This is a genomic window from Paucibacter hankyongi (assembly GCF_037482915.1).
GTDB classification, from domain to species: domain Bacteria; phylum Pseudomonadota; class Gammaproteobacteria; order Burkholderiales; family Burkholderiaceae_C; genus Paucibacter_A; species Paucibacter_A hankyongi.
The window spans coordinates 102,423-129,408 of the sequence record NZ_JBBHJX010000002.1 but is presented as its reverse complement, the minus strand read 5'-3'; the positions used below and the strand labels follow the sequence as shown (position 1 = coordinate 129,408).

The following is a 26,986-nucleotide window of genomic DNA, read 5'->3' as shown; positions in this document are numbered from 1 at the left end:
GACGCACGCGTTTCAACCTCAACCAGTAGCCCCCTCGCACCAACTCAGGGCGCGGCAGACACCGGAAATGTGCTCTCCAAGGCGCCAACAAACTGCGGCGACGGGAACGGCCGATCCTGATACGCCCGCTCAAGCCGACGCGCCAGCTCAGCCAGATGGCCACCCCAGCTTTGCGCCGCCTGCGCGAACTTGTAGGTGAACAGGCCAAAGCGCCGCAGGTTCTGAGGCTCTTCAGGGTCGGGCAAAAGCTCTTCCAAACTACCCTCGTCCTTTTGCGCCGAAAAGAAGGCCACATAAAGCCCAGGCTTGACGGTGCCCGTCCGCCCGCCCTGCAACACCGGCGTGCTGCGCAAGGGCGCGGCGCCGCGTGGCTCTGCGGCCCTGCGCCAGCTACCGGCGAACCGCTCTGCCCAGAGCTGCATCGGTATGTTCAAGACCTCCGGGCTGACGAAGCGCCAGTCCAGGGCGCGCGATGGTTTGCGCAACATATCGGCCGCATGGCAGGTGTCCAAAATTGCCCAGACATTGGCGCCCTTGTTCAGGATGCGGCGGACAGCAGCCCCCAGCTCTTGGTCCCGGATGGCGCCTTGCACCTGCTGGGTCTGCGGGTTCCAAAGCTGGGTGTCGCGCGGCAAGAACACCTCGTCCAACCCGCGTGCCTCGCCGGGGCCATCCGAGCGACGCGGAGGCCGCGGCACTTGTGCGCCATGACCGGAGAAATAGACCAAGACCCAATCGCCGGGTTTGGCGCTGTCCGCTAATGCAGACAAACCATTCAAGATATTGGCGCGTGTGGGCAAGGCGCCGGAGTCTTCAGACAAGACATGCAAGCGCTCGGACTCGAAGCCCAAACCACGCAGCGTCTTTGTCATCAAGCGAACGTCGTTGGCGGGTCCAACAAGGTCTCGACCCGACAAGCCTGGGTAATGGCTGACCCCCACCAGCAAGGCGCGGCTGTCGGCCTGTGCCACCCCGTGCAAGGCCAAGCTGACCAGCAGCCCGCCCACGCTTCCTGACAAGAGCTTGCGCAAGAAGCCCCTCACCACGGCACCGAGCCCGGTGTGCCTGAAACCCCGATGACGGCCATTTCTTGTTCTAGGCTTTGCATCTTTGAATTTTTGCTTGATCCCTGTTTCGGCATATCTTGCCATGCGCTGCAAGCCCCAGCCATTGGGGCTTACCGGAGCGGTAAGCGGCTGGCCTGACAATTCGCCCCGCAGCGACTCTTTACAGCTAAACCCACAAACGGACGCACTGCATCCACGCCATGAACCCACGCCATTTCGATGCCGATGCCTTTCTGAAGGCGCTCGCCCAGGGCGGCCCGGCCGCTGAGCGCGCCACCCTGGTCTTGCTGCAGCATTACCGGCCCTTTCTGCGCGCGCGGCTGCAGCTGGCCGGCGTGGCCGCCAACGCATTCGAAGACTTGAGCAGCGACATCCTCTTCAAGGTGGTGACCGGCGCCCACAAATTGCGCGCAGCGCCCGCCTTTCACAGCTGGCTGATGACGATTGCAGACAACGAGATCAAGGCGCACTGGCGGCAGCTCAGCCGTGAACGGCAGATGTTTTTCGATGTGTCGGCGCGCGAAGACGGTGATGCCGACAACGAAGTGGATGCCACCTTGTCCCTGTTGCAGCGCATGCCCGACGAGGGCGCCTCGGACCACGGTTTGCGCCTGTGTCTGGAGGGGCAGATGGCCCGGTTTGAACGCGAGCAAGGCCCGCGTTATGCCTGCATCGACCTCATTGCTCAGGGCTTTGACGCGCGCGAAATTGCGGAGCTGATCGGCCGCAGCTACGGTGCCACAAGGCAGTTCATGAGTGAATGCTGCGCCGCCTTGCTGGGCTATTTCAAACCATGCCTCGGCGATGAGTCGGCCCAAGGAAAGAAACGCGGGGCCGCCGGTCGCGCCAGGAGCGAAGCATGAGCACCGAGTTTGATTTCGAACGCTGCCTGCATGCGCTGAGCGGCCAAGCGACCCAACACCAAGACCCCAGCACCCGCGCCGGTCGCCTGATGCGCCGCCTGCTGCTGGAACGCCAGGCTCACGCCGGCGTCGTCACCGTGGTCGCCCACCCGACCGAGGCCGCCAACCAACGCTTGATGGCCCGCCTGCGCGCCGCCGATGCCTTTTCGGGCAAGCCGATCGACCGAGGCGGCCCGCGCTGGCTGCCGCGCCTGTTGCAGCAAGGTCTGCCCACGTGGCTGAGCCTGCCGGCCGCTGCGGGTCTGCTGTCCTTGGCGGGCATGGCCATATTCATGCTGGTACGGCCGGTACCGACTTCTGGACTCGATCCCCAGGCAACGGATGATGGCCTCGAAGTGATGCGCGGTAACGAACAGGCTCAACACCTGCGGGTGGCGAATCCCCAGGCCTTTGCCGACGAAGTGCAGGCCCTGCTGAAAGCCCGGCAAGTGCCGGTATGGCGCAAGGATGGACTGCCCCCTGCCGGTCAGTCCCCTCAGCAGATCCAACTGCACGCCAAGCTCCCAGCGGACGATGCTCAACTGAAGCAAGCACTGCAAGCAAGAGGCATCAGCCTGCCGGAGCATGGGCGACTGTTCTTGGTGATTGAGGGCATGCCAGAGAGCCGTCCTACAGCGGCTAAGCCGCCCAAACCCAACTGAATCACAGCGCCCAGACGCAGGCCCTGGCCTCTCGGATTCTTGGTGTTTTCCCTGGGAACCCTGACAAATCGTCCGGCCCGCACTCTCCCCCAAGCAACAGCATTCATTGGGGAGACATCCGTGCACCGAAATCATCAGACGAGCAAGCATCTGGGCTTGTCATTCGGCTTGGCGCTGGCCTTGGCGGCCTGTGGCGGCGGTGGAGGCTCATCCACGCCATCCACGCCAGACCCCGTCATTCCGCCGGCTCCCGCCAACACCGCCCCCAGCAATGTCAGCTTGGTCGCCATAACGGCTCAGGACAGCGTCAGCCTGAGCGCCGTCTGGCTGCCGGCTCAGGATGCACAAACCGCCAGCGGGCAGCTGAAGTACGAACTGCACGTCTCGGCGCCCGGCGCCCGCCCAGACTTTGAAGTCTCGGCCAGCACGCTCAAGGCCAGCTCGGTGGGCAGCACCAGCGCCCAGATCACCGGCTTGCAGGCCGGCAGTGCCTACCAGGCGGTCAGCAAAGCTGGCGATTCCTTGGTGTTTGACAGCGCCCAAGCCTCGCCGGTCAACGCAGGCGAAGTCATTGCAAGCAGCGCCGGTGATGACTATGTGCGCCGCGTCACAGCGGTGACGCTAAAGGGCGGCAAGACGGTGCTGAGCACCAAGCGCGCCTCAGTCAACGAGGTCTACAAGCAGCTTGGCCTGAACAGCACAGGCAATAGGCAGCCGGTGGCCGCTTCGGTCGCCACGGGTCGGGTCTCGGCGCAGTCGCTGTTGCAGCGGGCGGCAGCGGGGCGTTCTCAAGCCGCCGCCGACTCCGGGGACCGCAAACGCATCTTGGCAGTTGAGTTGGGTGAAGGAGCGCCACTCGGTAAGGGCCCCTATGGCTGGGCCACCGGTGCCACCAACGCCATAGACATGCTGGCCTCGTCAAGGGCGAATCTGAATCGGTCAACCGTTCCATGCGAGTCGAACTTGACGGCGGTGCAGTTGAATTTCCTATCCGTTGTTGCAGGCCTATTGACATGAAATTCAATTCTCAAACCGCGGTGCGCCGCCTTTTGGCCGCGGCAGCGATGTCGTTGTTGACCGTACTGGCTGCCTGTGGCGGTGGCGGTGGTGGTGGGGGGGGGAGCGGCGCGCCCATTGCACCTGCATTGGGCGCACCCTCGATCACGTCTCAACCCCAGGCCCTGACTGTCGAGGCCGGCACCGAGGCCGTGCTGCGCGTGGCTGCTTCCGGCACCGGGAGCCTTGCCTACCAGTGGCTGCGCAACGGCAGCCCGGTGGCGGGCGCCACCGCAGCTGAATACCGGTTCAAAGCCTTCCACGCCGACAACGGCGCCAGCTATGCCGTTTCCGTCACGGACGCCGGTGGCGCGGTGCAAAGCCAGGCAGCGCCGGTGCGCGTTACCTCACCCGAGCTGCCCAGCCCCGCAGTGACGGTCAGCAGCGCCACGCAGCGACCCGGTGTGCGCGATGCAGATGGTCTATTGCTGCGAGCCAACGGCAGTGATTCGCGCTTCCAGGTGCTTTCGGGTGCCTGGCCTGTGGGCACCGTGTTTGTGTACGGTCAGATGCCCTTCAAGGTGACGGCCGTCACGCCGGCGGCTGCGGGCAGCACCGCCCAGGGCGTGGTGCTGCAGACCGAGCCCGCAGATGCTGAAGACGTGTTCAGCGATCTAAAGTTCAAGGTCTCGATGAACACAGTAGCTTACGACAGCGCGGGCAAGCCCTTGTCCAGCGCCCAACTCGTGCAGGGCGACCGCCGCCGGGCGTTGGGTCAGGGCCAGAGCGGCAAGCAGGGCCTGCAGGGCTTGATTCCCTGCCTGACGCCCAAAGGTGAAATCAAGAACGAATCCAGTCGCGAACAAGGCTCCGAGTTCGGCTACGAATTTGAAATCGACTGCTCGATCGAGAAGCTGCTGGGCGAAGACGACTCCAACGCCGGCCTGCGTTTTGGCGGCACGCTCATCCACACCGGCACCATCGATCACTACTTCGACCAAACCCGCAAGACGCAGTATCAGGAGAAGCACGTCACCACCACCGGCAACCTGAAGGTGCTGGTCAGCGCCGAGATCACACCGGCGATGCGCCAGCGCCTCAGCGGCATTTGCCAGAAGTTCAAGAATGCCGACTCGGCGCAGAACTATTGCGAAGTCAAAGCCGACAACGGCGCCACCACCATCGAAGTGGCCCGCACCTTATTCGACCCCGTGGTCATCAAGCCCGTGATCGGTGGCATCATGGTGCCGATGTATTTCACCGTCGGGCTGACCTTCAAGGTCGAGGTCAGCGCCACGGGTGAAGTGCGGCTGACCTACACCACCAAGAAGACCTTGCGCACCGGCTATATCGAAGGTGAAAAGGTCAACTACAACCCGCCTGCCGAACGCGTAGGCCCGGAACTCACCACACAGGCACAGGGCAAGGTCGACGTCTTTTTCGGCGTCTTCGTGGCTGCTGGCGTGGGCGAAAGCGGTCTGTTCTCGGTCGTGCAGACGCAGGTGGACCTGGGTGCCTATGCGGCTGGCGCCATCGAGCTGGTGCCGCCCTGCGCGCGGCTGGACAAGGGAGCGCAAGGCGGCGTGAAAGTGACCGTAGGCAGGTCGCGCTGGTGGAACGGCTGGGACCCCATTGACCTGACCTTCAAGCAATCCGCCGGCGAAGCGACCATGCCTGAGAACTGCACGCCCATCAACGGCAAGGTGTTCCTGTCGTACGTGGTGGCAGGCAAGTCCTTGTACAGCTACGACCAGACCAACAGCACCGCCGACACCGACCTGTATAACGCGCAATATGCGCTGATCCAGCGCGTGGACCCGCTGGTGCCCAAGACGCTGCGCATCGACCTGGCCGGCAGCCGCGCACCCACCGGCAAGACCATCGTCTTCGACGCCACGCTGCTGGACGACAGCAAGCAGTCGTTCGTGAACCTGTTTCCCTCGGCCAGTGCTGGGCCTGCAGACGGCGCGTACCTGGTCGTCAACCCGGGCAGCAACAGCTACGGCGACACGCTGAAGCTAAAGATCAGCGCCTACGTGCCCGGCAACCGAGCCGCCACCGAAGTGAGCCGCATCGTGGCGCTGAAGTTCGAACCGCGGCTGGAGGCTGCGCCCTACTACCGCGACGTGGTGTCCACCGACGGCACTGAATACGTGAGCACCGAATTCGTCTACCGCGGCGAAACCGCCAGCCGCGTGAAAGGCGGCTACGTGCTCTATGACGACGGCCACAAGGATCCGCTGGAGCAAAAGGACGGCCAGTGGCAGACCCAGGCCACACGCATGCAGAACTACTGCGCCTGGTACCAACACGACTGCACCGACACGCCGACCCGGCCGGTGCAACTGGTGCTGTACTCGGTGGCGTCCAAGGAAGGCGTGGGGCAGGTGCTGCCCATAAGCTATTCGCAGGTCACCGCCATCGACCGGCTCGAGCTGTCGCCCGCCAACGTGAGCCTGTTCGACATCCTCAACCTGAAGGCCAGCGGCCGAGGCCTCAAGCAGGCGGTGAACGTGCAGGTGCCCAACTGCCGAAACATCCAGGAAAAGCGCAGCGAAGGCAATGTGCGCATGGGCAACTGGGCCACCGACTACCGGGAATTCAGCTGCGAGACCACGGCTGCGGGGAGCGACCTGGTGGCGTCGGTGGAAGGCTATCCCACGCTTTTTGCCATCACCGGCTACACCTGCGCGCCGGGCCAGGCCCTGTGGCGCGGCAACTGCACGCCGGTTGGTCGGTTGACCACAGACCCGGGGCTGGTGGTGGCCGGGCAGACAGCCCAGCTGTGGCTGGCCAACACCTGGTCTTCGGCCTGGAGCGTGCTGTTCGAATTCGTCAGCGCCGGCGCGCAGGCGGTGGCGGCCGTGGCCAATAACATCAGCGAACGTGTGAGCATTGTCTTCCAGCAGGCTGGCAGCTACCTCGTGAACCTGACGCTGCGCGATGCCACCAACCAAGCCCTGACCAGCACGGCTGCCTTCACAGTGGACGTGGCAGCCCCCGTGTTTGCCGTGGCACCACTGGCGGCCACCGCGGGCGTGCAACAGGTGTACACGGTCAGCGGCACCAACCTGCCGCCGCGACTGCGCTTCATGCTGCCGGGCTGTGAAGGCGTGGCTGAACTGTCGCCCACCAATGGCGCCGGCGCCGGCACGCAGCGTCAATTCAGCTGCACCTTTGACCGTTCTGCGACAGCTGGTGCTTACGAAGGCTCGGTGTCATCGAGCGACAGCCCGTTCGGCAGCTCGCCATACCAGCGTTTCAGCGTGAATGTGGCGGCGTCCGGCGGTTCGGTCGCGCTGGTCGGGCCTGACGAGGTGGTGCGTACGGTGGAGACCTCTCTGCAGTTCTCGGGTCAGTCCTTGCCCAGCGGAACACCGGTGGTCAGCCTGGTAGGGGACGCTCGGGCAAGCTGCAGGTCGGTGAACGTGTCCACCACGGGCTTTGCTGCACTGTGCACGCTGTTCAACGTCGGGCCGCAAACGCTGGAGGTGCGTTACGGCAGCACCTTGGTGGGCCGGGCAGAGGTCAAGGTTCAAAGCAACGTCAGGGCCGTGACCTGGACCTCCCCCAGCACCAACAGCTCCGGCACCGTCAAGTTTGGCGAAACCGTCACCTTCACCGTGGCGGGTGTCAACTTGTTGGCCGACCCGCAGATGGGCTTTGCGGTGCAGTTGTGCGGCGTCTCCAACACCGAAACCGGCAGCCCCAGCAGCATCGCCCGCAGTTTTGTCTGCAACTTCAACAATGAAGCCGGCGCGGTGGCCGGGCAGATGCCGGGGGTGGTAAAAGATGCCCCCAGCGGGCAGGTGTTGTTCGGTGGCTGGCTGGTGCCGGTTGAAACGGCTGCCCGCTTGTTGGCCCAAAGCATGGTTTCCCACACGGGCACGTCTGCGGCTGCTTGCTTCAAGGCCGGCAGCAATGTGCTGGTCAGTTGCACCAGTGCTGAAGCCTTGAACCTGAGCGGGGCCGGCAAGCAAGACGGGATGTACCGTGACCGCAACAGTTTGAGCTACTCGCAGGTGGACCGTGCATCTGGAGGCCTGTTCGCCAAGACCGATTGCGTCAGGGACAACGTCTCGGGCCTGCAATGGGAGGGTAAGGAGGCGGCTGGCGCGCGTTCAGGCTTGAACCGCTATTCCAATGTCGGTGACGGCCGTGCGGGCGACGCCAGCGAATACCTGAACGTCGTACGGGGCCTGCAACTCTGTGGCACAACGGATTGGCGCATGCCCACGACGACCGAGCTCTTCTCGTTGATTGATCTGGGCAAATCAACACCCGGCGGTTTCCACAACAGCGAGTTTCTGCCGAACTCGGCATCGGATTACTGGGCGCAAGGTACCTGGCCGACTGCTGTGGACTTCGGCGTCCAGGTGGGCACGTTCAACATCACCGTGAACGAGGCAGGAAAGTCCGGCAGCCTGTGGCTTCGACTCGTCAGTGGGTCCAAGCCATCGGGTTTCACAAGCAGCGGTGACGAGGTGCTCGACCGTGCCACCGGGTTGGTGTGGAAGCGCTGTGTCGAGGGCATGAACTGGAACGGCTCGACCTGCACTGGCAGTGCCAGCACCTTTACCCACGAGCAGGCTTTCGCGCGGGCTCGGAATCAGGGGGCATGGCGCGTTCCCAACGTGAAGGAACTGCAAAGCCTGCAGGACCCCGCAGTGCAGGACGTGCCAGCATTTTCGGCTGCCTTTCCGGCAACTCCTCCCTTCAGCTACGGTTGGGCCAGCACGCCGGCCATCGGCTTGGGCTTCGAAGGCTATAGCTACGCGGTGGGCTTGAGGGAATGGAAGCTTCAAACCATGAACCGAAGCACGGCGCTTCGTTTGCGCTTGGTTCGCGACCAATGACCGGCTTTGCGCGGGCAGCCTGAACCGTCCCTGCAATACAAGATAGGGCCATAGTGGCGTGAGCTATGTCTTCCAACAGGCTGGCAGCTAACTCGGAAGAAAACGGGGGCAGGTTCATTTATTGGGACGTGAGTGTGTCAGCGGCCATACTCGCCGCTGCTATGGTCAGCCGCTGGATAGTGCCACCAGCCACCGGCGCTCAAGCCCCATAAAGCACAAACGCCGCCCAATGCCGAGGGTCCCGCAGGCGGGCATTCGGGTGGCTGATGAACTCTCGCTTGGTGCGAGCCAAGGCCTGCGCTGGCTTCAGGCCGCGATGCACATGGGCAAAGAAGCGGCTGACCAAGAGCGCGGTTTCGCGGTCGGCCACCGGCCACAAGGTGGCGACCGTGTTGGCGTTGCCAGCCACAAAGAGGGCGTAGGACAGACCCAACAAGCCCTCGCCATTGAGCTCGCGGCCACGCGCGGTTTCGCAGGCTGAAAGCACCACCAGATCACTGTTCAGACGCAGCGGCAACCACTCGGCGAGCGAGACGAAGCCGTCGTGCCGCACGTCCTCGCCATCGGGCTTGAGCACCAGGCTGGAGAACTCGGGCCGCACAGGATCGAAGTAGCCGTGGGCACTGAAGAGCAGATAGCGGTACTTCGCCAGCTCACCGCTGGCCGATAGCTCACGCAAGCGCGTTTCGGTGGCGGCGTCGCCGCTGACCTGAGTCACCTGCGCGGGTTTGAACAGGCGACCGACCTGGTCCATTTCGAACTGGGCAAAGGGCAGCCGCGGCCAGCTCAGGCTGCTCAAGGCCACACCGGCTTCCTGCGGGCTCTGCCCGGCACGCAAGGGGCTGCTGCGCAAAGCGTAAGGGCGGCCGGAGCGCGGCGTGCCGGCGTCGGCCCCGCTTGCCTGCGCAGTTTGTGGGTAGCTCGGGTTGCCAAAGGCCAGCAGTCGCGCGGAATCGGCGCCGCTGCGAGCGGCCAACCGCTGCTGCACCATTTGCAGCACCGATAAGCTGTGCACCTGTTGCACCTGCACGGCCTGGGCCAAAGGCCTGCCGTCCAGTTTCAGCAGATCCCAGGGCAGCAACCAAAGCGGCCCATCGGGTGCGATCAGCAAGCGACGGGTCTTGGGCTCGCCGCCCTGCTTGCGCAAAGGCGCGAGCAGAAAGTCTGACAAGGCAGCCACGATGTCTTGCCGCGCCTCGCGCGGCGCCACCCGCACCGCGCCGGGCGGCACACACTCAGGGGCGGCCGCGGCGCTGGCCAGGCCCAAGTTCGCCACCGACTGGGCCGCCGCGAGCGATTCCCCCGCAAGGATGCGCATGTCTGCGGCGCTGCAAATGGCCGTGCCGCTGATGCTGCGCCAGCGCGGCTGCCCCGCCTGCTGCCAACGCCAGATCGCTTGCCCCTCGGGCGCGCCGACCAGCGCCGCCCGCAAGGCATCGATGCTGTGCTCCAGGCCGGGCAGCACACCAAGATCGTGCCAGCGCACCTGGGCATTGGCGTCGACCGTGACCGCGCGCACCCGCTGACCCGGCATCCGCACATAGCTGAGGAACACCGAGCCTGCTTGAAGCAGCCGCTGCGCGTCAGCAGCACGCGCCAGCACCGGGCGGGCCAGCTGCGCATAACGGGGCGACTCGGTGGCAAGCCGCGTCTGCAGTTGCGCCAACTCGCGGCTGAGCGCGTTGACGCGCGCCTGCAAGGCCTGGCGTTCGCCGGCTTCGCCCAGGTTGGCCAAGGGCGCGGCAGCCTGCGCCAACTGCTCTTGCAAGGCCAGCAACTCGGTCGCCTGTTGCGGCGGCAAGTCGGCCCGAGCCGCCGCCTCGCCCTGCGCCATCTGCTCCAACAAGACGCGCGCCTTGGCGGCCTCGCTGAGGTTGAAAGCGGCCTCGACCTGACCGGTGGCCAGCATTTGGCTGAGCAGTTCTTGATGAATGCCCACATAACGCAACAACCACTGGCGACGCGCACTCTCACTCAGCTCGACCATTTGCTCGCGCTGCGACTCCAAGGTCGCACTCAGCGCTTGCAAGCGAGCGATGGCGCCAGCCACATCGCCCAGCTTGGCTTGCGCCTGCGCCCAGCCAAAGTGGCTGGCCACGGCCTCGCTGCTGGCCTTGTCTCCCAAGCGGTCAAAGCCTTGGCTGGCGCGGCGAAACGCAGCCTCGGCCTCGGCCCATCGCCCCGCTGCTCCCAGCGCGCGGCCCAACATTTGCCGGGCATTCAGACAATGGACATGCTCGGCTTGACCCTTGTGCTCGAAAGCGGCGATCACCTCGGTCAGCAGTCGGATCGCCGCATCGGTCTTGCCCATCTCAACCAGGCTGGCCGCCTCCTTGCTGGTTTGGCGCAGCGACAAGGGATGGTCGTCGCCCAAGGCCCGCCGGGTCAGTTGCGCCGACTCGACAAAGCGCTGCTCGGACTCCTCCGTGCGGCCCATGAGGCGCAAAACAACAGCTAGGTTGCTCATCGCCATGGCCGTATCGGCATGGGCCGGGCCAAGCACCTCTGTACGCAACTGCAAGACCTGCCTCGCCAACACTTCAGCCTCTTCAACCCGCCCGACTTCCATCAGGCTGATCGCATAGTTGGCCAGCACCGTGATCCTGTCGGGATGCTTGGGGCCCAAGAGCTCCGTTTGCAAACGCAGAACCTGTTCATACAAACGCATGGCCTGTGACCACTCGGCCAGCCTCGAGAGCAGCACCGCCTGGTTCTGCAAACCCACCAGCGTTAAAGGATGACGCTCGCCCAAGACCCGTAGCTGAACCTCCAACAGCTTCGCGCCCTCCCGTTTCGCTTCATGAAAGCGGCCCAGGTACATCAAGGAAACCAACCGATTGCCCGCATCCGTCAGGGTCTTGAGATGCTCGGGGCCTTGGACTTCAATGCGCAAGCCCAGCAAGCGCTCGCGCACGTCAAGGCTTTCGGCATAACGCCCCAAATCGCTGTAAACCGAGCCCAGCAAGCTCAACAGTTCCAGCGTGCGCACATCGCGTTCACCCCAGTCCTGCCGGGCCCGGTTCAGCGCTTGTTGATTCAGCAGCAAAGCTTCCTCGGGCTTGCCTTCGTCAAGGAGGAGGTTGATGCGGTCCTCGTCGGACAGCGATGCCGAGTCCGGCGCCGGCATTGCCGTTGCTGCTGCCGCCGCCGCTAGCTCAGCCGCAGCACTCTGCCCACCCACCAGCAGCGACACCAGCCCGGCCACGCCCCAAGCGATCTGTCTGACGCGGGCATTCACGGTTTTTTTCTTTTTCATCTTTTCAACAGGCACGACAGGCTCCTCTGCGCTGGGTGCCGGATTCTGGCCTCGACATAGCGACTTTGGCATCGGGACATGCCTGATGCGGCGGGTGCCAACCCGTCTTGCTGTGCCGGTTCCCTTGCTTGCACAGGCAGCTTCCACAGGACATCAGCGACAACAGAATTTAGCCCTGCAAGTCCTCGCGCCCCGCGTGGCATCATTCCTGCCGCTTCAAGCAGGGGGAAGAATGAAAAAGCAGCGGACAAACGATCCAACAAGATGGAGCCTCGGCCCCGTGGCATGGGGCTGTGCACTGGCAGCCGCCATGGTCTGCGGCACGAACCTGGCGCAAGCACAGGGCACAGAGCAGCCCACAAGCTCGCAGAGCCCGCCACAAACGACGCAGACCCCAGAGCCCGCCCCGGGCGACGAGACAGAGATCATCCGGCTGATGGACATCGGCAAGCCGGCCGAAGCGCGCGCGCTGGCCCAGCGTGCGCACGCGCAGGCCTTAAAGGACTGGGGGGAACGCGACCCGCGCAGCATTGAACTACTCGCGCTGCACAGCGGGACGCTCACCGAGTTGGGCCTGCCGGCCGAAGCCCTGGCCTTGCGCGATCAAGCCTTGGCCCTGCGTACCGCCGTGCATGGAGCGGATGATCCGCGCACGCTAGAAGATGGCGCGATGCGACTGGTCTCCCTGGCTTACCTCGGCCAGTTGCAGCTGACTAAGACCGAGGGCCTGGCTTTGCTGGCCCGCCAGGAGCGCGTGCTGGGGCCGCAGAACCCGATCACGCTCAGCACCATGATGACCTTGGGGGCGACCTTGGCTTGGCTGGGCGAATGGCAAGAAGCGCTGCGCATCCACGAGCTCGCCTACCGCACCCAAGCGAAGGTGCAAGGTCCTTTGCATGCCAACACGCTAAGCGCCCAAGCCAATTACTCGGTGGCCTTGTTGGAAGTGGGTCGATTGGATGAAGCCGAGCCGATGGCACGAGGCGCTTGGCAGGGCCGCTTGCAAACCTTGGGGGCCGAACACGGAGACACCGCCTTGGCCTTGTCCAGCTACGCCACCATGCAACGCGAGCGCGGTGACATGGCTGCCGCATTGCTGAGCTTCGAACAAGCCGACGCGAGCGCGCAACGCACGCTCGGCCCGCGCCACCCCCACGCGCAGCTGACCCGTGTGAACTTTGCGGCCGGTCTGATCGACACAGGCAAGACTGAGCAAGGCCTTGAGCTGCTGGCGCAGCTGATTGCGGATTTCGACAGCATTGGCCAGCAACTCAACCCCTATGCCTTGCGGGCCCATATTCTGTGGGGCCAGGCGCTCGCCAAACAGGGGGCTTGGGCGCAAGCCCAAGCGCATTGGTTGACCGCCAGCCAAGGCCACGCGGCCTTGGGCATGTCGGGTGCGAAGAATGGCCGAGCAAGCCTGATCGGCTTAGCCCAATCGCAGGCCGGCCTCGGCGATCACGCCGCCGCCATTGACACCTTGCGCGGCTTGGTCCAACTGCTGGAGACCCAAGGCCTGCATGTCAATGAACTGACGGCCGCGCACAAGCGAGACTGGTTGCGAAGCGTCCTGGATGGCTATCAGCAGTTGATCGGCCTGCTGTTGAGCAGCAACAAAACCCAGCATGCCCAAGAAGCCTTCAGGCTGAGCGAGACTGTGAAGGCACGCGTGTTGGTGGATCAAATGGCCCAAGGCGATGCCGCAGCCTTGGCCGAGCTGCCGCCCGCCGATGCCGAGTCGCTACGCCAAAAGCAGGCGCAGCTGGCTGAAGTCAGCGCCATGCTGGCTCGCGGCGCTGCCACTGAAGAGCGCTCACAGCTATTGAACCGCGCCAACGCGCTCAGCCGCGAGCTGCATCAACTACGAGAAAAATTTGCGACTCAGTTTTCACGTTTTGCCCAGCTGACCCATCCGGTGCTTGTGGACGCCCAGGCGGGCGCACGTCTGCTGGGGCCCAAGCAGCGCTACGTGAGTTTCATGGTGGATGGACAGCACCATGTGCGAGCCGCCCTGCTGGCGCCTTCGGGTGAGTTGCTTTGGCTCGACTTGGGCGTGATCGAGAACTTGGATAACGACGTCGAGGCCATGCGGATGACCGCGGCCGGCGAGTTACGCAACCATGCGGCCGCTCGCAAGCAAGCGGCTGCATTGGCGCAGCGTTTGATCCAGCCTTTGAACCCCCACCTTCCCCCAGACGCCGAGCTCTTGCTATCACCCGACGGCCCGCTATGGCAACTGCCCTGGGATGCTTTGCCGGGACCAAACGGCAAGCCTTGGGGTTTGAAGATTCAAACCCAGCAGGTGCACAGCCTGGCGGTCTTGCAAAAAGTCCAACAACGCCTGGCGGCGCGGGCTGCAAGCAAGGACGAAAGTTCCAGTCTGCTGGCTTTTGGCGCGCCCAACTATCCACTGGCCGAAGACGGTAGTGCCGCACGCGGCCGCAGCCGCTACAGCCCATTGCGCGTCGGCCAAACAGCGCAGGACAGTGTCGCTGCGCTGACCGCGCTGCACTGGCCGCGCCTGCCCTTTGCGCAACTGGAAATGGACCGGGTGAGCGCCTTGTTCCTGCCCAAGGATGTGCGCCAGATCAGTGGCGATGCGGCCACCGAAACCTCGCTGCGCGGCCTGTCGGCCAGCGGCGAGTTGGAGCGCTATCGCTACCTGCTTTTCAGTGCGCATGGCTACTTTGACCCGAATCGGCCCGAGTTCTCCAGCCTGGTTCTCAAGCCCGAGGGAACAGAGACCGCGCGAGATGGCTTTGTCTCAGTGCCTGAATGGTTGGCGCTGCGCCTGAACAGCGAACTCGTTGCACTCTCGGCCTGCGAGACCGCGCGAGGCAGCGTTGTCAGTGGCGATGGTTTGGTCGGTCTGTCTTACGCGCTCTTTGTGGCCGGCAATGCGAATACGCTGGCCACACTCTGGCCGGTGGCCGATCGTGAAACCGCCCTCTTCGTCAGTCACTTTTTCTCACGTGTACGGCGCGGCGAAACGCACACCCAAGCGCTGGCCGAAACCAAGCGCTACTTCCTGCGCCATCCCGACCCGCGCCTACGCCAGCCCCGCCATTGGGCCGGCTTCGTGCTGTACGGCGCCTAATGACCAAGTCCCCGCACTGACGTCAAGGGAGCCCGACATGCTCAGCCAGATACCCCCGCGAAAACCCTCAAAGAAGTGACCTGACAAATCTGTCGCAGCTCGCTCTTCCTCGGCATCAAGCACTGAATCCGAAAGGGGAGCCATGTTCCGTCAATCAAAGAGTTGGCCTTTGTTGCCACTTGCCCTCGCCTTGTCCGCATGCGGAGGTGGAGGCGGGTCCACGCCCGAGCCACCCAAGCCTGGCGCCGTGGTGTTGAACTTGGCGGTTGACGAGGCAACCCTGAGTTGGAACAAAGCCAGCAGCCTGAAGGTGTTGGCCAACGACAGCGCCAGTCGTGGCGCACTCAGCCTGTCCGAGGTTAGCAAACCAGCCAACGGCACGGCCAAGATCATTGGCAGTGAGATTGAATACACACCAACCGCGGGCTATGTCGGCAGCGACACCTTTACCTACACCGCCCAGGGTGAAGACGGCAGCAAAGCCACGGCGGCGGTGAACCTGAAAATCAATGCAGCGCTGCTCTTGAAGGGCGTGGTCAGCGACGGCCCGATTGCTAACGCCGTCGTCACCGCTAACGTCGGCAGCAAGACCTTCACCGCCACGGCGGATGCGCAAGGCGCCTATTCACTACCGGTGCAGACCGACAGCTTGAGCGACTCCGTTCAGCTCAGCGCCAGCGGTGTGGGCACGCAAAGCGCGGTCAAGTTGACCAGCCTGCTGGGGGACATGGCAGCCCTGGGCAAGTTGGCAGACAAGGACGGGCAGCTGTCACCGGCCCAGGCATCCTCCACGCAAGTGACGCATTATTCCACTGCGCTGGCAGCCTTGGTCAAGGAAAACAATGGCAGCCAAGCGCCCTCCACCCTGGCCAAGCTCGAAGAGCTCAGCGCCGCGGTTTCTGGCGATCGCTTGATTGAGCTGGCCACGGCCATCAAATTGGTGGTGGACAAGGGCGTGGCCCTGCCAGCGGGCGTGGCCGACACGGCAGCGCTGGTGGCCAACCCAGGTTCGGCAGCGGCGCTGGCGGCCTTTTTGAAGACGCAACAGGCCCTGCCGGTCTATGAGGCCACGCGTGGCGAAGTACTGGCAGGCCCCGGCACCAACCAAGGCCAAGTCTTTGCGCCCAAGGAGGCGCAGAGCCAACTCTATTTTGTGGCCGAGTTGGGCCGCAGCGCCCTGCAACGGGTGGACTACCGTCCAGACGGCAGCGCAACCATCATCAACAGCAGCGGCACCCGCGAAGCCAAGTGGACCGCCAAGGCGGGAGAAATCGAGCTGACCCTGCTGACACCCTTCAGCCAGAGCAGCTTCTCAGCCGAACCCGACGCCACCGGTCAACAGTACGAAGTTCGCCTCGACACTGTGGGGGCCCGCTTCAAACAACTGGCCGGCGGCCCGCAAAAAGGCCAGGTCTTGGTGAGTCTTCACAACCGGCAGGAAGTCGTCAGCGGCAGCAACAAGGGCAAGGTACTGAGCGATGACTGGAGCTTCGCCTACCCGGCGAGCAGTCAGGACCTGCGCAGCCTCGCGCCGACGCAGGCATCCGACTTCCCGGTGGGTGCTCGATTTCCCGGCATCTTCGTCGAGTCGGAGTTGAAGGAATACGGCCAGGGCAACACGGCCGACATCATGGTCATCAACGGCGCCGGCACCGCAACGCTGCTACTCAGCGGCGTGAACTTGACCTGGTCGATTGTTGACGGCCAGTTGGTGACCTTTTACCCCAACGGCGCCGAGCGCCGCTACTCGATGCTGCGCGAGAACCTGCCCGGCGATCTGGTGTTGCTAATGGCGACCGACTACAGCAAGGGCCTGCCGCAACGTGCGCTCCCAACGCTGGCTACTCGCATGGATTCGCCACAAGGCTTCATTGCAGACGCGGGCCTTTACAAGCGCTGGTACAGCCGCCTCAATCCCAGTAGCTCAGACAAATTCGGCTTCGAGTTCCGAGCCGGCGGTACAGGCTTGACCCTCAATGTATTCAATGGAGTTGAAAGCAACCAAGCGCTCAGTTGGAGCATCAAGCCTGACGGAAACCTGCGCATGTTGCGCGGTACTTCTTCGATTCGCGAATGGAAGCTGCTGGCGCGTCAAGGTGCCAATTTGACGGTCCTGGAAAGTCAACAATCCGCGAGCAATGGCAGCATCACCATTCCCTGGCGCGTGGCGGTCTACACCGACACCAGTGCCAACAGCAGCGGAGGCGCCGCCAGCGTGGGCCAGTTCCTCAGCGTCAAGGGTGAGAAGTACCCCTTGCGCGTGAACTTCACCTTGGACTCGCAAGGCAAGATCACCGGCGGCGACTTCGACTTCCATGGTGTCAACGGCAGCATGGAGCCCTGTACCTGGTCGCAGGCCAATACCGCCACCTGCTTCGGCACCAACGGCAGCATCACGCCCAAGGTGCAGCAAGGCGGCCCACTGCTGCGTGAGTCCGGCAGCGCCAACAGCATCAGTTTGATCGACGGCCCGAACGACTACGGCTACACCTTCACCGGCACGCTGACCGGGCTGATTTGGACCGGCACCTGGACCAAGGTCGCCACGGCCATCGAACCCCGGGTGGACTCGGGCACCTTCTCGGTCAAGGTGGGGATTCGCTGAGCGAAGGGGCGCGAGCGCCCGTCGTGGAACGTGGAGCTGGGAGCTTGGAAGTCGAGCGGCAAAGGCTGCTAAACATGCCGCCATGTCGCCTTCCCGCTTCGACTCCCACCTGAACCTGACCCGCTGGCACCTAGCCTCCGGCTGCTACGTCAAAGAGGCGGCCGACCGATGTTTTGACATACCCGTCAAACGCACCGCCAACTCGCCGGGCGCCCTGGGCCAGTGGCGCGGTCGAAGTGAAAGATGCTTTGGCCTTGGAGGCAGGTCTTGCCTCGGCTGTGGTGTGGGTTCGCCTTGCACCAACTAAATAACGGTTTAGAAATGCTGCACTTCTCGTGCGCATATCACGCGATTGGAAATTCCCCAGGGATGACAAAGCTCTATTGGGTGGCCCCCGCACTGACACTGCGAGGCCGATCTGCACGCTCATTTGCCGTGCGACGCCAACCGATAGAGGAAGAGTCCCATGCAACGCAAGAATCGTCTCAGCCTGGCGTTCGTCGCCGCCGGCTGCATCGCGAGCACGCCGGTGTTCGCCGCTCCGGTGCTGCTCAGTCAGACCTTCCAACTCAGCAACGCGCTGGATCGCAATAGCGTCAGCCTGAACTTCGATTTGGGCAGCTTTTTGTCCGGCAAGGGCTATGGATCCAAGGACATCGTCTCGGGCAACGCCACGCTGCATGGTTTCTCGGACAGCCAATATGGCGCGGCCACAGCGACGGTGTACAGCGGCTATCAGGTCACAGGGCAAACCAGTCACCAGGTGCAGTATTCCTATTACGCGCCGGACTCCAACAACTGCGGTTCATGGTGGAACTCCTATCAAGGTGAAGGGCCTTGCAGGGACGCGGGATCTAGGACTGCTCAGTACAGCATCCAGGACACTATTTCCACCCATTACCGAGACATCAAACACGAGGATCTGGTCGCGGACAGCATGAAACTATTGATCGGCGACAGCAGCGCCAGCGATGTCGCGGAGAGCCGCAGCAGCTCCGTCGGAAACTATGGCGGCGCGCAATATGAAAATACTTTTTGCAAGGCCCGCGACTCGCGTAACAACTGCATCTACGACAAAAGATATGCCCAACAGCGGGACACCTATAGCGCGATCTATGGCGCGTTGGACACCAGCCTGAGTTTCGATGCGGCGGCCTTGCTGGACGTGCGCGGCGACGGGATCTTGGGGGTCGACGTACAGGCCACGGCCGGGCAGTTCAAGCTCAACTCGATCAGCTTTGACGTGATGGTGGAAAAAGCCGCCGCGGTGCCCGAGCCGGCGTCCTTGTTGCTGGCCAGTTCGGCCTTGGCTGGTTTGGTGCTGACGACGCGCCGGCGCCGCAAAGTGAGCACGGACAGCAAGCACTGAGCCAAGCTCCCGCGGCTGACGCTTGGTTCGGCTGCGCCAAGATGCGCGCCTGAAGGCGCTGTGGCCATCCGATGGCCCGGTTGGGCGCGGCTTGTAGGGCGGCCCGGGCGGCAAAGGCTGGCTAAACTGCCGCCATGTCGTCTCCCCGCCTCGCCTCCTATCTGAACCTGATCCGCTGGGACCGCCCCGCCGGCTGGTTGCTTTTGCTCTGGCCGACCTTGTGTGCGCTGTGGATCGCCGCCGATGGCTTCCCCGGTTGGCATCTGCTGATCGTGTTTACCTTGGGCACGGTCTTGATGCGCTCGGCCGGTTGCTGCGTCAATGATGTGGCCGATCGAGACTTCGACAAGCACGTCAAACGCACGGCCAATCGGCCGGTCACCAGCGGTGCCGTCTCAGTGAAAGAGGCGCTGCTGCTGGGGGCAGGTCTTGCCTTGCTGGCCTTTGTCCTGGTGCTGACGACCAATCCGCCGACGATTTTGCTGTCCGTTGCGGCGCTCGCGGTCACCCTGCTCTACCCCTATGCCAAACGCGTTGTGAACATGCCGCAGGCGGTGCTGGGTGTGGCCTTTAGCTTCGGTATCCCGATGGCTTTCTCGGCGGCACTGGGCGGCACGGAGTGGAGCTTAGGCGCCATCAAAGCGGCGGTGCCGCTGTCGGCCTGGGCGCTGCTGGTGGCGAATCTGTTTTGGGTGCTGGCCTATGACACCGAGTACGCCATGGTCGACCGCGACGACGACATCCGCATCGGCATCAAAACCTCGGCGCTGACGCTGGGCCGCTTTGATGTGCTCGGCGTGATGGCCTTTTATGCGATCTATCTGGGCCTCTGGACGGCCTTAGGGCTGCGCCTAGGCCTGGGGCTCGTCTTTTTGCTCGGCATTGGCGTGGCCGCGGCCCAAGTCGTCTGGCACTACCGCTTGATCAAGGACCGCAGCCGCGATGGCTGCTTCAGGGCCTTCCGTGAAAACCACTGGTTAGGCTTTGCGGTTTTCGTCGGTACTGCCTTGGACTTGCTGCTTCGCTGAAGGGGCAATGCCCCAGTCAGTTTCATTTCGCGCGCGCTTGTCACGCCAACGCAACTGACCGACTCGACCATCCATAACGCCTGCGGCGTGCCGGTGCCGGCCAACTTGACATTGGCAGCGTCAGCGCTGGCAAGTCAGGCGATGTGAGGATCACACAGGTCCGCGCATCGCCTCCATTTGCCATTGGCGAGAAAGCGTCCCCGACCATCAACTCGAACCGTCGTCAGGGCGGCACTGCGCGAGGCAGTGCCAGCCGCCAGACAACACCCCGAGGGGTGGCGCAATCAGGCGGCTTTGAGCGACGCCTTCAGCGCCTTACCCTCGGCGCGCTTGGCCCGGGTGGCGGCGCGCTGGTAAGACTCTTCGGCCTTGGCGCGCAATTCGACGGCCTTGGCCAGAGCGGCTTGGTACTTCTCGATCGTGTAGGTGTTCTCGGTGCCGATGTAGACGCTACGTCCACGCGGTGCCGCACCATAACGAGGCAGAGACACGGCAAAGCTGCAGTCGCGCACGCGGCTGCTGGCACGCTGACGCACGATAGGCCCGGAGATGCCGACCGGCAAGTCGTTGCCCTTGTTGCCACTGGGCTTGCGCTGCAGCCGAGAAGGCGCAGGCAGCTTGGCAATTCGGCTCAACAATTCTTTGGTCGCGAGGGCCAGCGCTCGTGCGGCACCACTGCCGTCTTGCGAGTGATCCGAGAAGAGCTTGGTGCCGCCATATCGCAGTTGCCAACCATGTGTGCTCTGGTGGTCAATGCGCTGGATGCACTGGGGAACAGCAAACTGTTCACCGCTAAAAATGACAATGTCACGTGTTTTCATGAGATTCCTCAATACGGCTGATGAACCCCCCTAATTTGTAATTCTACGGCCTATTGTTCATTTTTGTGCGACCCCTAACGCGTCCAATAGTCGGCATATAGGCCGCCAATTCAGGATTAAACAACTCCATCACACGTAACTGGGCATTGCAGCGGCTGAATACCGAGTTGCGGGACCACAACATCTGCTTGGAAGCCGGCTCTCCGGTGGCGGCCAGCCATTGCTTTTCCATCTGACGGCGGGTATGGCCATAGCGCGCCAGCCGCACGGGCTGCAAAACGCTGCGGTGCACGCGTGGGTCGGCATAGAGCAGGTCAGCCAGCGGCCTGCGACCCAGGCCCTTCAGCGCCTGCCAAGGTCCAGCCAGGGCGCTCGAATGCAAGCTTGAGCGGGCCCAGACCAGCGGCCGGCCGTCAACGCGCAAAATCACTTCCCGCACCAGCGTACAGCCGCGCCGCGGGCGGCCGAGTGCGTCCAGCTCACGCGTACGCAGTGGCGCCGTGCGCTGGCTCAGCAGTTGCACCTCGAAGCGATCTCCCAGCTGCGCCAGGCGGCGGCTCAAGGACCCCGGTGCGCGCAGCCAGGCACGCAGGCTGAGTCGACTGGCGAGACCCATCGAGGCAGGGACTCCGGCTTCAGGCCTGGCCGAATTCGTCGCCCAGCTCGCGGGCGCGCTGCTGCGCCGCCCTGACCGCGCGTTGGATCGACGCAGCAACCCCATCGGCCTGCATGCTGCTGAGCGCGGCATAGGTGGTGCCGCCCTTGGAGGTGACGCGCTCGCGCAGCGTCGCCGGCGTTTCGTCCGACTGCTGCGCCAAGGCGGCGGCGCCGGCGCAGGTGGACAGGGCGAGTTGGCGCCCTTGCTCGGCGCTCAGACCCATCTCCACGGCGGCGGCCATCATTGCCTCGACAAAGTAAAAGAAATAGGCCGGGCCAGAGCCGGACAAGGCCGTCACGGCGTCCAAATCCTGCTCGCGCTCCAGCCACAGCAGCTCGCCGGTCGGCGCCAGCACGCGCTCGACCAGCCGTTTGTCGCTGTCGCTGACCTCGGGGCGGGCATAGAGCCCGGCAATACCGCGGCCAATCAGCGCCGGCGTGTTGGGCATGGCGCGCACGATGCGTTGGGCGCCGCAGGCCTGCACCAAGGCATCGCTGCGGATGCCGGCCATCACCGACAGATGCAGAGCCTGGGCCACAAAGGGTGCGCAAGGCGCGGCGGCCTCGACAAACATTTGCGGCTTGACGGCCCACATCAGCAGCTCGGCCTGAGCCAGCGACGCGTCGGCCGCGGCCAGGGCCTGCAGCCCGAAATCGGCCGCCAGCTTGGCGCGCTGCGGCGCATAGGGCTCGACCACGATCAGGCGCTCACGCGGATGACCGCCCTCCAGCAAACCGCCAAGGATGGCGCTGGCCATATTGCCGCCGCCGATGAAAGCCAGCATGGGGTAGCTCATCTCAGTTCGACGCCGCAGGGGTCTTGGCCGGCGCCGAAGCCGGCTCGGCGGGATTGGTATGCACCACCACGCCCGGAGAGAGCGAGATGTCGTTCGCCACCGTCACCTTGGTCACGTAATGGCGCGTCTCACCGAAGCAAGAGGTGGGCAAGCCCACCTTCTCTTCATAGTGCAGGGTCACGCGCCGCCCCATCACCTCGGTCAACTCGGCGGCCACCGCGTCATTGGCGACGGTGAACGCAAACTTCTCCACCGTTGAACTGCCGGGGATGGAGACCAGGGCCAACTCGCCCTCCCAGGTTTTGCAGATCCAGCCCTTGTTGGAGAGTTTTTGAATCCAGCCGGCGCGCTCGCCCGAGGAGTAGCTCCAATGCAACGCGGCATAGAAGTAGCCGGTTAGCAGCACGGCCAGCACCAGCAAGGCCAGGAAAACGCGTTTGAGGGTCATGGTGGGCGAAAAGGTTCGGTCAGAGGGAGCGCGCAGCGTCAGCCATTCAAGGCGACAAAATCAGTCGGGGGCGATGTTACCGCCCCGGCGTTAAGACGCTCCCCAGCACCAAGTAGAGGCTGGTGGCCCCATCGGACGCCCGGCCAGCGCCGAAATAGAGCGGGCCGACGAAGGTGTCCAGGCCCACATAGACCGCCACCGACTTGCGCCAGGCTTCCGAGTTGGCCCACAACAGAGGATCGGTCACCCGCCCCAGCTCCAGCGACAAACCGCCGTACGCGCCTTCCAGCAGCTGACCTTGGGCCACCCGGCGGTAATACATCAGGCGGGCGAATTCCAGGCGCTGGCCCAAGAGCTGACCCTGGGCATAGCCCGACTGCTGCAAAAAGCCGCCCCACTGAACCAAGCTTTGACCGGGCAAGTGATTGTTGCCAATGGGGCCGGCACCGACCAGGGCCAGGTTGAGGGTGTTCTCGCCGAAGGTGTAGGCCGCGGCCGCCGTGCCGTCCCACTTGGTGTAGGCATCGTCGGCGCCCAGGCTCGGCATGGATCGGTAAACATTGATACCAGTCAGCCAACCGGAGCGCGGGAACAGCACGCTGTCCAGCCGGTCCAGTTGCAGGCGCGCATTCAGGCCGCCGGTGGCCACTTGGAGCGACCGGGGCACACCGATGCCTTCCCCGGTGTCGAGCCGCGCACTCACGCGACCCCGCTGCGCGCCCAAGCGGAACTCCCCGTACTGATAGAAGTGCCGCCCCAGATCCAGCCCAACCTGGCGCGACACCAGGGTGAAGATCGACTGGCGGGCATCGCCGGCGTAGACCGAGACGCTGCTGCGACCCACATTCAAGCTGGGGGCGACAAACCAATCCTGTCGCGCGTCCAAGGGTTGATAGAACTCGCTGTTCAAGCTGTGGTTGTAGCCTAAGCGCAGATCGGTGCGCCACTCGGCGCCAAGGGAGTTGATCCAGGTGCGACGGTAGGAAGCAAACAAGCTGGCCTGCGATTCGCTGCCAAAGTCGCTGCTCATGCCCAGGCCAAAGCGCAGATAGTTCGGGCCCCAGCTCTTCTCCATGGCTTCAATGGCCAAGACACGCTTGTTCTTCTCGGACAAGACGCGGTAGTTGACATGCTCGAAGTCGCCGCTGCCATAGAGCCGGCGCATATCGGCATCCAGCACCTCTTGGTCGATCGGCGCCTTGGCTGTAGTCACCATCAGCGAAGCGGCGGCCTCCGGATTGACGCGCTTCAGATTGACGAAGCGCAGCTCATCCACCGGGCGCAAATCGGCCGAGAGCGTGGCCATTTGCCGCTGGCGCAAGGCCGCATATTCTTCGGGCGACACCGAGTAACGGCTCAGCTGCTGGGCCACCAGCCGCGCCGCGATCTCACCCTTGGGGGTAATCTGGGCCAAGTGGTCAAAGTCAGCGGTCGAGAAGTCGCCCAGGTCGGGCGAGATCAAGACATCGCCGGGCCGCAAGGATGCCAGCGAGGCCTGCACATTCTGCTCGGTCAAGATGCTCAGCATCTGGTTGGCCACGCCCAGCACGCCATTGAGCTGCTCGCGCTTCAGCAAGGGGGTGCCCACATTGACGGCGATCACCACATCGGCGCCCATGGCGCGCGCCGCATCGACCGGCAGATTGCTGGTCAACATGCCGTCCACCAAGAGCAGCCCACCAATCTCGGCCGGCGCCACCGCCCCCGGCACCGCCATGCTGGCGCGCATCACATTGGCGATATCCCCTTCGCTGAAAACCACCGGCTTGCCGCTGACCAAATCGGTGGCCACCGCACGGAAGGGAATGGGCAAACGATCAAAGTCCCGGTAGCCACGCACCTTGGTCAGCTGGCGTAGCACCGTCTCCAACTGCACGCCCGACACAAAGCCCTTGGTGACGGTGGCCTCGGTGCCGCCCAGGCCGATCTCGGGGCCGACGAAGTTATAAAAATCGTCTTGCTTGCGGCGCATGGTCAGCTCTTGGCGAGGCGCCTTCTCCTTGAAGAGCTTTTCCACCGTGATGCCGGCATTGACGGCGTCCATCTCGTCCACGCTCATGCCGGTGGCGTAAGCGCCCCCCACCAGCGCACCCATGCTGGTGCCAGCAATGCAGTCGATCGGCACCCGCAGGTCTTCCAACACGCGCAACACCCCCGTGTGCGCAGCGCCACGCGCGCCGCCGCCAGACAGCACCAGGCAGATCTTCGGGCGCTTGGCCACTTGCGGCGCCGGTTCCTCCTCGGCCGCATAGGCACCAAGCGGCCAAGCCAGAGACAAAGCCAGCGACACGGCAAGCGCGGCGGGGCTGAGGCGAAATTTCATGACTGAGTTCATCCAGGGGGCTGGGGGGAAAGACATTCGACCTATTGCTTCAAGGCCGCCGCGCTCGGCTTGCCATTGTTGCCGCTCGCGACCGCTTCCTTGGCGGGGGCCCGTATGCGCAGCGAAAAATCGGCCGCCTGATCGGCCGCCTGCGCGCGGGCATTGATGTGCACGCGGCGTTGCAAGTCAGGCAGGCTCATGCCCGGCTCAAGCTCCAACAGGTCGTGCTCGTACAAGTACTCGGGCACATGGCCGCTGGCAATGATTTTCCAGCTCATCGGCAGATCGGCCGGGTTGATGCGTGCGTTCAGCCAGAGATTGGTAGTGCAGTTGGTGAACAGGCTGTTGTAGAACGCCGGCTGCCGGTGCAGCTCATTCATCTGCCGCAGGTACTCCAGAAACACCCGGCGCCCGGCTTCGGGCTTGACCTTGATCCGGTAGACATAGACATCCTCCGGCGGGTCGCGGCGGTAATTGGTGCGCACCCGTATCAGGTCACGCTCGTCCCCCACCGCGTAGAACAACTCGTATTGGCGGAAGAAGCCCTTCAGCGTCGAATAACCCTCACCCTTTTCGGTGCGGGTCTCGATCGAAATCGCCAGATGGTTGCCATCCGAAAACGCAAAGCTGAGGAAGACATGCGCGATGTGCGGGCCCATCCAGTAAGAGGTCACCAGATCGATGCCCTCGAACTTGCTCAGGTCGAAGCGCTTGTCGTAATAGGCCGGCGTGAAGTCCAGCTCGCTGCGGTAGTCGAAATTGCGGATGTTGTGGACGGTGACGAACTGACCGTTGATCGTGGCAGAAGGCGAAACCGCGACCTCATCACGCCAGTTGCGCTCATTGGAGGGCTGCTGCTGAAAGTACAGCAGCACGGTGGCCAGGAACAGCGCCGCAAACACGGCCCAGGCCAAACGCCGCCAAAACACCCGCACCTGCGGCAACAAGCCCAGCAAGGCCAGCACACTGGCCAGCCCCATGGCGGCCAGGCAGGCATAGCGCTGATCGACGCTCAAGGACCCGCTCAGCCACAGGGCGGCCAAGCTCCAGCCACCACACAGCAGCACCGCCAAGCCCCAGAACACGCGGCCCAAACGTTCCACCCAGGTCATGCAGCCGCTCCTGTGCACGCGCAGCGTTTCTGCGGCTCAGGCTGAACGCCAAGCTGTGCCGCGTACAAGGACCCGCCCATCAATAGGTCTCGGGGATGAATCGGAAGGGGTAGTCCGGCTCTTGGTAGTCGCCGCGTTTCTGGCGCTTCGGCAGGTTGACCTTCTCGCGGGGCAGGGTTTCGTAGGGAATGCTGCGCAAGATGTGCTGAATGATGTTGAGGCGGGCGCGCCGCTTGTCATCCGAATGCACGGCAAACCAGGGTGCCCAGGAGCTGTCGCTGGCCTTGAACATTTCGTCGCGGGCGCGCGAGTAGTCGTACCAGCGGCTGTAGGACTTCAAGTCCATCGGCGACAACTTCCAGAGCTTGCGGCCGTCTTCGATCCGGTCGGTCAGGCGCCGGGTCTGCTCTTCGGGGCTGACCTCCAGCCAGTACTTCAACAGGATCACCCCGGAGGCGACGATGGCCTTCTCGAAGGCGGGCACGATGTCCAGAAAGTCCTTGGCCTGTTGATCGGTGCAAAACCCCATCACCCGCTCGACGCCGGCGCGGTTGTACCAGCTGCGATCAAAGATCACCACTTCGCCGGCGGCCGGCAGGTGTTTGACATAGCGCTGCACATACATCTGGCTCTTCTCGCGCTCGGTCGGCGCGGGCAAGGCCACCACCCGGAACACGCGCGGGCTGACCCGCTCGGTCAGGGCCTTGATGGTGCCGCCCTTGCCGGCGCCGTCACGCCCCTCGAACACGATGCAGACCTTCAGCTCATGGTGTTGCACCCATTCTTGCAGCAGCACCAATTCGACATGCAGCTTTTCAAGCGCCTTGTCATAGTCACGGGCCGAGACCGGTTTGCGGTCCGGGTTCGCACCCGAAGTCAGTGTGGCTGCGCCGCTGTGACCGGCAGCCGCCACGCCGCCCTCGGTGGCCGACGGCTTGGCCTTGCTGTGTGCGCTGCTCTTCTTACTTGCCACCATGAGGGCTCCTGCTG

The 26,986-nt window shown here is 63.8% G+C and carries 17 protein-coding genes; 8 read left to right on the top strand and 9 right to left on the bottom strand.

The genetic code is table 11. The features are described 5' to 3' along the window. Positions 1 to 44: 44 nt before the first annotated feature. Positions 45 to 1,031: a caspase family protein gene (locus tag WG899_RS04005; RefSeq protein WP_339594331.1), complete on the bottom strand. Its 987-nt coding sequence runs from the start codon at positions 1,029 to 1,031 to the stop codon at positions 45 to 47. A 236-nt stretch (positions 1,032 to 1,267) separates the two neighbouring features. Between WG899_RS04005 and WG899_RS04000 the strand changes: the two genes are divergently transcribed. The 4 genes from WG899_RS04000 to WG899_RS03985 all read left to right on the top strand — a co-directional run bounded on the left by WG899_RS04000 (position 1,268) and on the right by WG899_RS03985 (position 8,483). Beyond that, positions 1,268 to 1,930 carry an RNA polymerase sigma factor gene (locus WG899_RS04000; RefSeq protein ID WP_339594330.1) on the top strand — a complete coding sequence of 221 codons (663 nt, stop codon included), beginning with the start codon at positions 1,268 to 1,270 and terminating at the stop codon, positions 1,928 to 1,930. Continuing rightward, positions 1,927 to 2,631, top strand: a complete 705-nt coding sequence (locus tag WG899_RS03995) for a hypothetical protein (protein WP_339594329.1) — start codon at positions 1,927 to 1,929, stop codon at positions 2,629 to 2,631. Before WG899_RS04000 ends, WG899_RS03995 begins: the two co-directional genes overlap by 4 nt. Positions 2,632 to 2,751: 120 nt before the next feature. Next, positions 2,752 to 3,648, top strand: coding sequence for a fibronectin type III domain-containing protein (locus WG899_RS03990; protein WP_339594328.1), 897 nt, complete (start codon positions 2,752 to 2,754; stop codon positions 3,646 to 3,648). Next, on the top strand, positions 3,645 to 8,483 hold the full coding sequence (locus WG899_RS03985) for an Lcl domain-containing protein (RefSeq protein WP_339594327.1): 4,839 nt from the start codon (positions 3,645 to 3,647) through the stop codon (positions 8,481 to 8,483). Before WG899_RS03990 ends, WG899_RS03985 begins: the two co-directional genes overlap by 4 nt. 199 nt (positions 8,484 to 8,682) lie before the next feature. On the opposite strand, the gene WG899_RS03980 is transcribed toward WG899_RS03985, so the two are convergent. Next, positions 8,683 to 11,754 (bottom strand): CHAT domain-containing tetratricopeptide repeat protein, encoded by a 3,072-nt coding sequence (locus tag WG899_RS03980; protein WP_339594326.1) that lies wholly within the window; start codon positions 11,752 to 11,754, stop codon positions 8,683 to 8,685. Positions 11,755 to 12,019: 265 nt separating this feature from the next. On the opposite strand from WG899_RS03980, the gene WG899_RS03975 reads away from it, so the two are divergent. From WG899_RS03975 to ubiA, 4 genes are all read left to right on the top strand, one after another. After that, positions 12,020 to 14,836 carry a CHAT domain-containing tetratricopeptide repeat protein gene (locus WG899_RS03975; RefSeq protein WP_339594325.1) on the top strand — a complete coding sequence of 939 codons (2,817 nt, stop codon included), beginning with the start codon at positions 12,020 to 12,022 and terminating at the stop codon, positions 14,834 to 14,836. A gap of 172 nt (positions 14,837 to 15,008) precedes the next feature. After that, entirely contained in the window at positions 15,009 to 17,441 is a 2,433-nt protein-coding gene (locus WG899_RS03970) for an Ig-like domain-containing protein (RefSeq protein WP_339594324.1), read from the top strand. 466 nt (positions 17,442 to 17,907) lie between these two features. After that, the gene (locus tag WG899_RS03965; protein WP_339594323.1) at positions 17,908 to 18,810 is read left to right on the top strand and encodes a PEP-CTERM sorting domain-containing protein; all 903 of its coding nucleotides are present in this window, start codon (positions 17,908 to 17,910) and stop codon (positions 18,808 to 18,810) included. A gap of 134 nt (positions 18,811 to 18,944) precedes the next feature. Then, positions 18,945 to 19,838: a 4-hydroxybenzoate octaprenyltransferase gene (ubiA, locus tag WG899_RS03960; RefSeq protein WP_339594322.1), complete on the top strand. Its 894-nt coding sequence runs from the start codon at positions 18,945 to 18,947 to the stop codon at positions 19,836 to 19,838. Between the two features lie 284 nt (positions 19,839 to 20,122). Here ubiA and WG899_RS03955 read toward each other — a convergent pair whose 3' ends face one another. From WG899_RS03955 to ppk2, 7 genes are all read right to left on the bottom strand, one after another. Beyond that, complete coding sequence (locus WG899_RS03955) at positions 20,123 to 20,659, bottom strand: hypothetical protein (RefSeq protein WP_339594321.1); 537 nt, start codon at positions 20,657 to 20,659, stop codon at positions 20,123 to 20,125. A gap of 43 nt (positions 20,660 to 20,702) precedes the next feature. Then, entirely contained in the window at positions 20,703 to 21,275 is a 573-nt protein-coding gene (locus WG899_RS03950) for a chorismate--pyruvate lyase family protein (RefSeq protein WP_339594320.1), read from the bottom strand. Between the two features lie 19 nt (positions 21,276 to 21,294). Further along, positions 21,295 to 22,101, bottom strand: a complete 807-nt coding sequence (gene proC / locus WG899_RS03945; protein ID WP_339594319.1) for a pyrroline-5-carboxylate reductase — start codon at positions 22,099 to 22,101, stop codon at positions 21,295 to 21,297. Between the two features lie 13 nt (positions 22,102 to 22,114). Continuing rightward, positions 22,115 to 22,561: a hypothetical protein gene (locus WG899_RS03940; protein ID WP_339594318.1), complete on the bottom strand. Its 447-nt coding sequence runs from the start codon at positions 22,559 to 22,561 to the stop codon at positions 22,115 to 22,117. 76 nt (positions 22,562 to 22,637) lie between these two features. Continuing rightward, on the bottom strand, positions 22,638 to 24,884 hold the full coding sequence (locus WG899_RS03935; RefSeq protein ID WP_339594317.1) for a patatin-like phospholipase family protein: 2,247 nt from the start codon (positions 24,882 to 24,884) through the stop codon (positions 22,638 to 22,640). A gap of 41 nt (positions 24,885 to 24,925) precedes the next feature. Continuing rightward, on the bottom strand, positions 24,926 to 25,996 hold the full coding sequence (locus WG899_RS03930; RefSeq protein ID WP_339594316.1) for an Lnb N-terminal periplasmic domain-containing protein: 1,071 nt from the start codon (positions 25,994 to 25,996) through the stop codon (positions 24,926 to 24,928). Between the two features lie 79 nt (positions 25,997 to 26,075). Continuing rightward, complete coding sequence (ppk2, locus tag WG899_RS03925; protein WP_339594315.1) at positions 26,076 to 26,972, bottom strand: polyphosphate kinase 2; 897 nt, start codon at positions 26,970 to 26,972, stop codon at positions 26,076 to 26,078. Positions 26,973 to 26,986: the final 14 nt, after the last annotated feature.

Coding starts and splice junctions, on each gene's coding strand:
- ubiA (WP_339594322.1), top strand. CDS start 18,945: ATGTCGTCTCCCCGCCTCGCCTCCTATCTGAACCTGATCCGCTGGGAC.
- WG899_RS03995 (WP_339594329.1), top strand. CDS start 1,927: ATGAGCACCGAGTTTGATTTCGAACGCTGCCTGCATGCGCTGAGCGGC.
- WG899_RS03940 (WP_339594318.1), bottom strand. CDS start 22,561: ATGACCCTCAAACGCGTTTTCCTGGCCTTGCTGGTGCTGGCCGTGCTG.
- WG899_RS03965 (WP_339594323.1), top strand. CDS start 17,908: ATGCAACGCAAGAATCGTCTCAGCCTGGCGTTCGTCGCCGCCGGCTGC.
- WG899_RS03950 (WP_339594320.1), bottom strand. CDS start 21,275: ATGGGTCTCGCCAGTCGACTCAGCCTGCGTGCCTGGCTGCGCGCACCG.
- proC (WP_339594319.1), bottom strand. CDS start 22,101: ATGCTGGCTTTCATCGGCGGCGGCAATATGGCCAGCGCCATCCTTGGC.
- WG899_RS03935 (WP_339594317.1), bottom strand. CDS start 24,884: ATGAAATTTCGCCTCAGCCCCGCCGCGCTTGCCGTGTCGCTGGCTTTG.
- WG899_RS03985 (WP_339594327.1), top strand. CDS start 3,645: ATGAAATTCAATTCTCAAACCGCGGTGCGCCGCCTTTTGGCCGCGGCA.
- ppk2 (WP_339594315.1), bottom strand. CDS start 26,972: ATGGTGGCAAGTAAGAAGAGCAGCGCACACAGCAAGGCCAAGCCGTCG.
- WG899_RS03955 (WP_339594321.1), bottom strand. CDS start 20,659: ATGAAAACACGTGACATTGTCATTTTTAGCGGTGAACAGTTTGCTGTT.
- WG899_RS03930 (WP_339594316.1), bottom strand. CDS start 25,996: ATGACCTGGGTGGAACGTTTGGGCCGCGTGTTCTGGGGCTTGGCGGTG.
- WG899_RS04000 (WP_339594330.1), top strand. CDS start 1,268: ATGAACCCACGCCATTTCGATGCCGATGCCTTTCTGAAGGCGCTCGCC.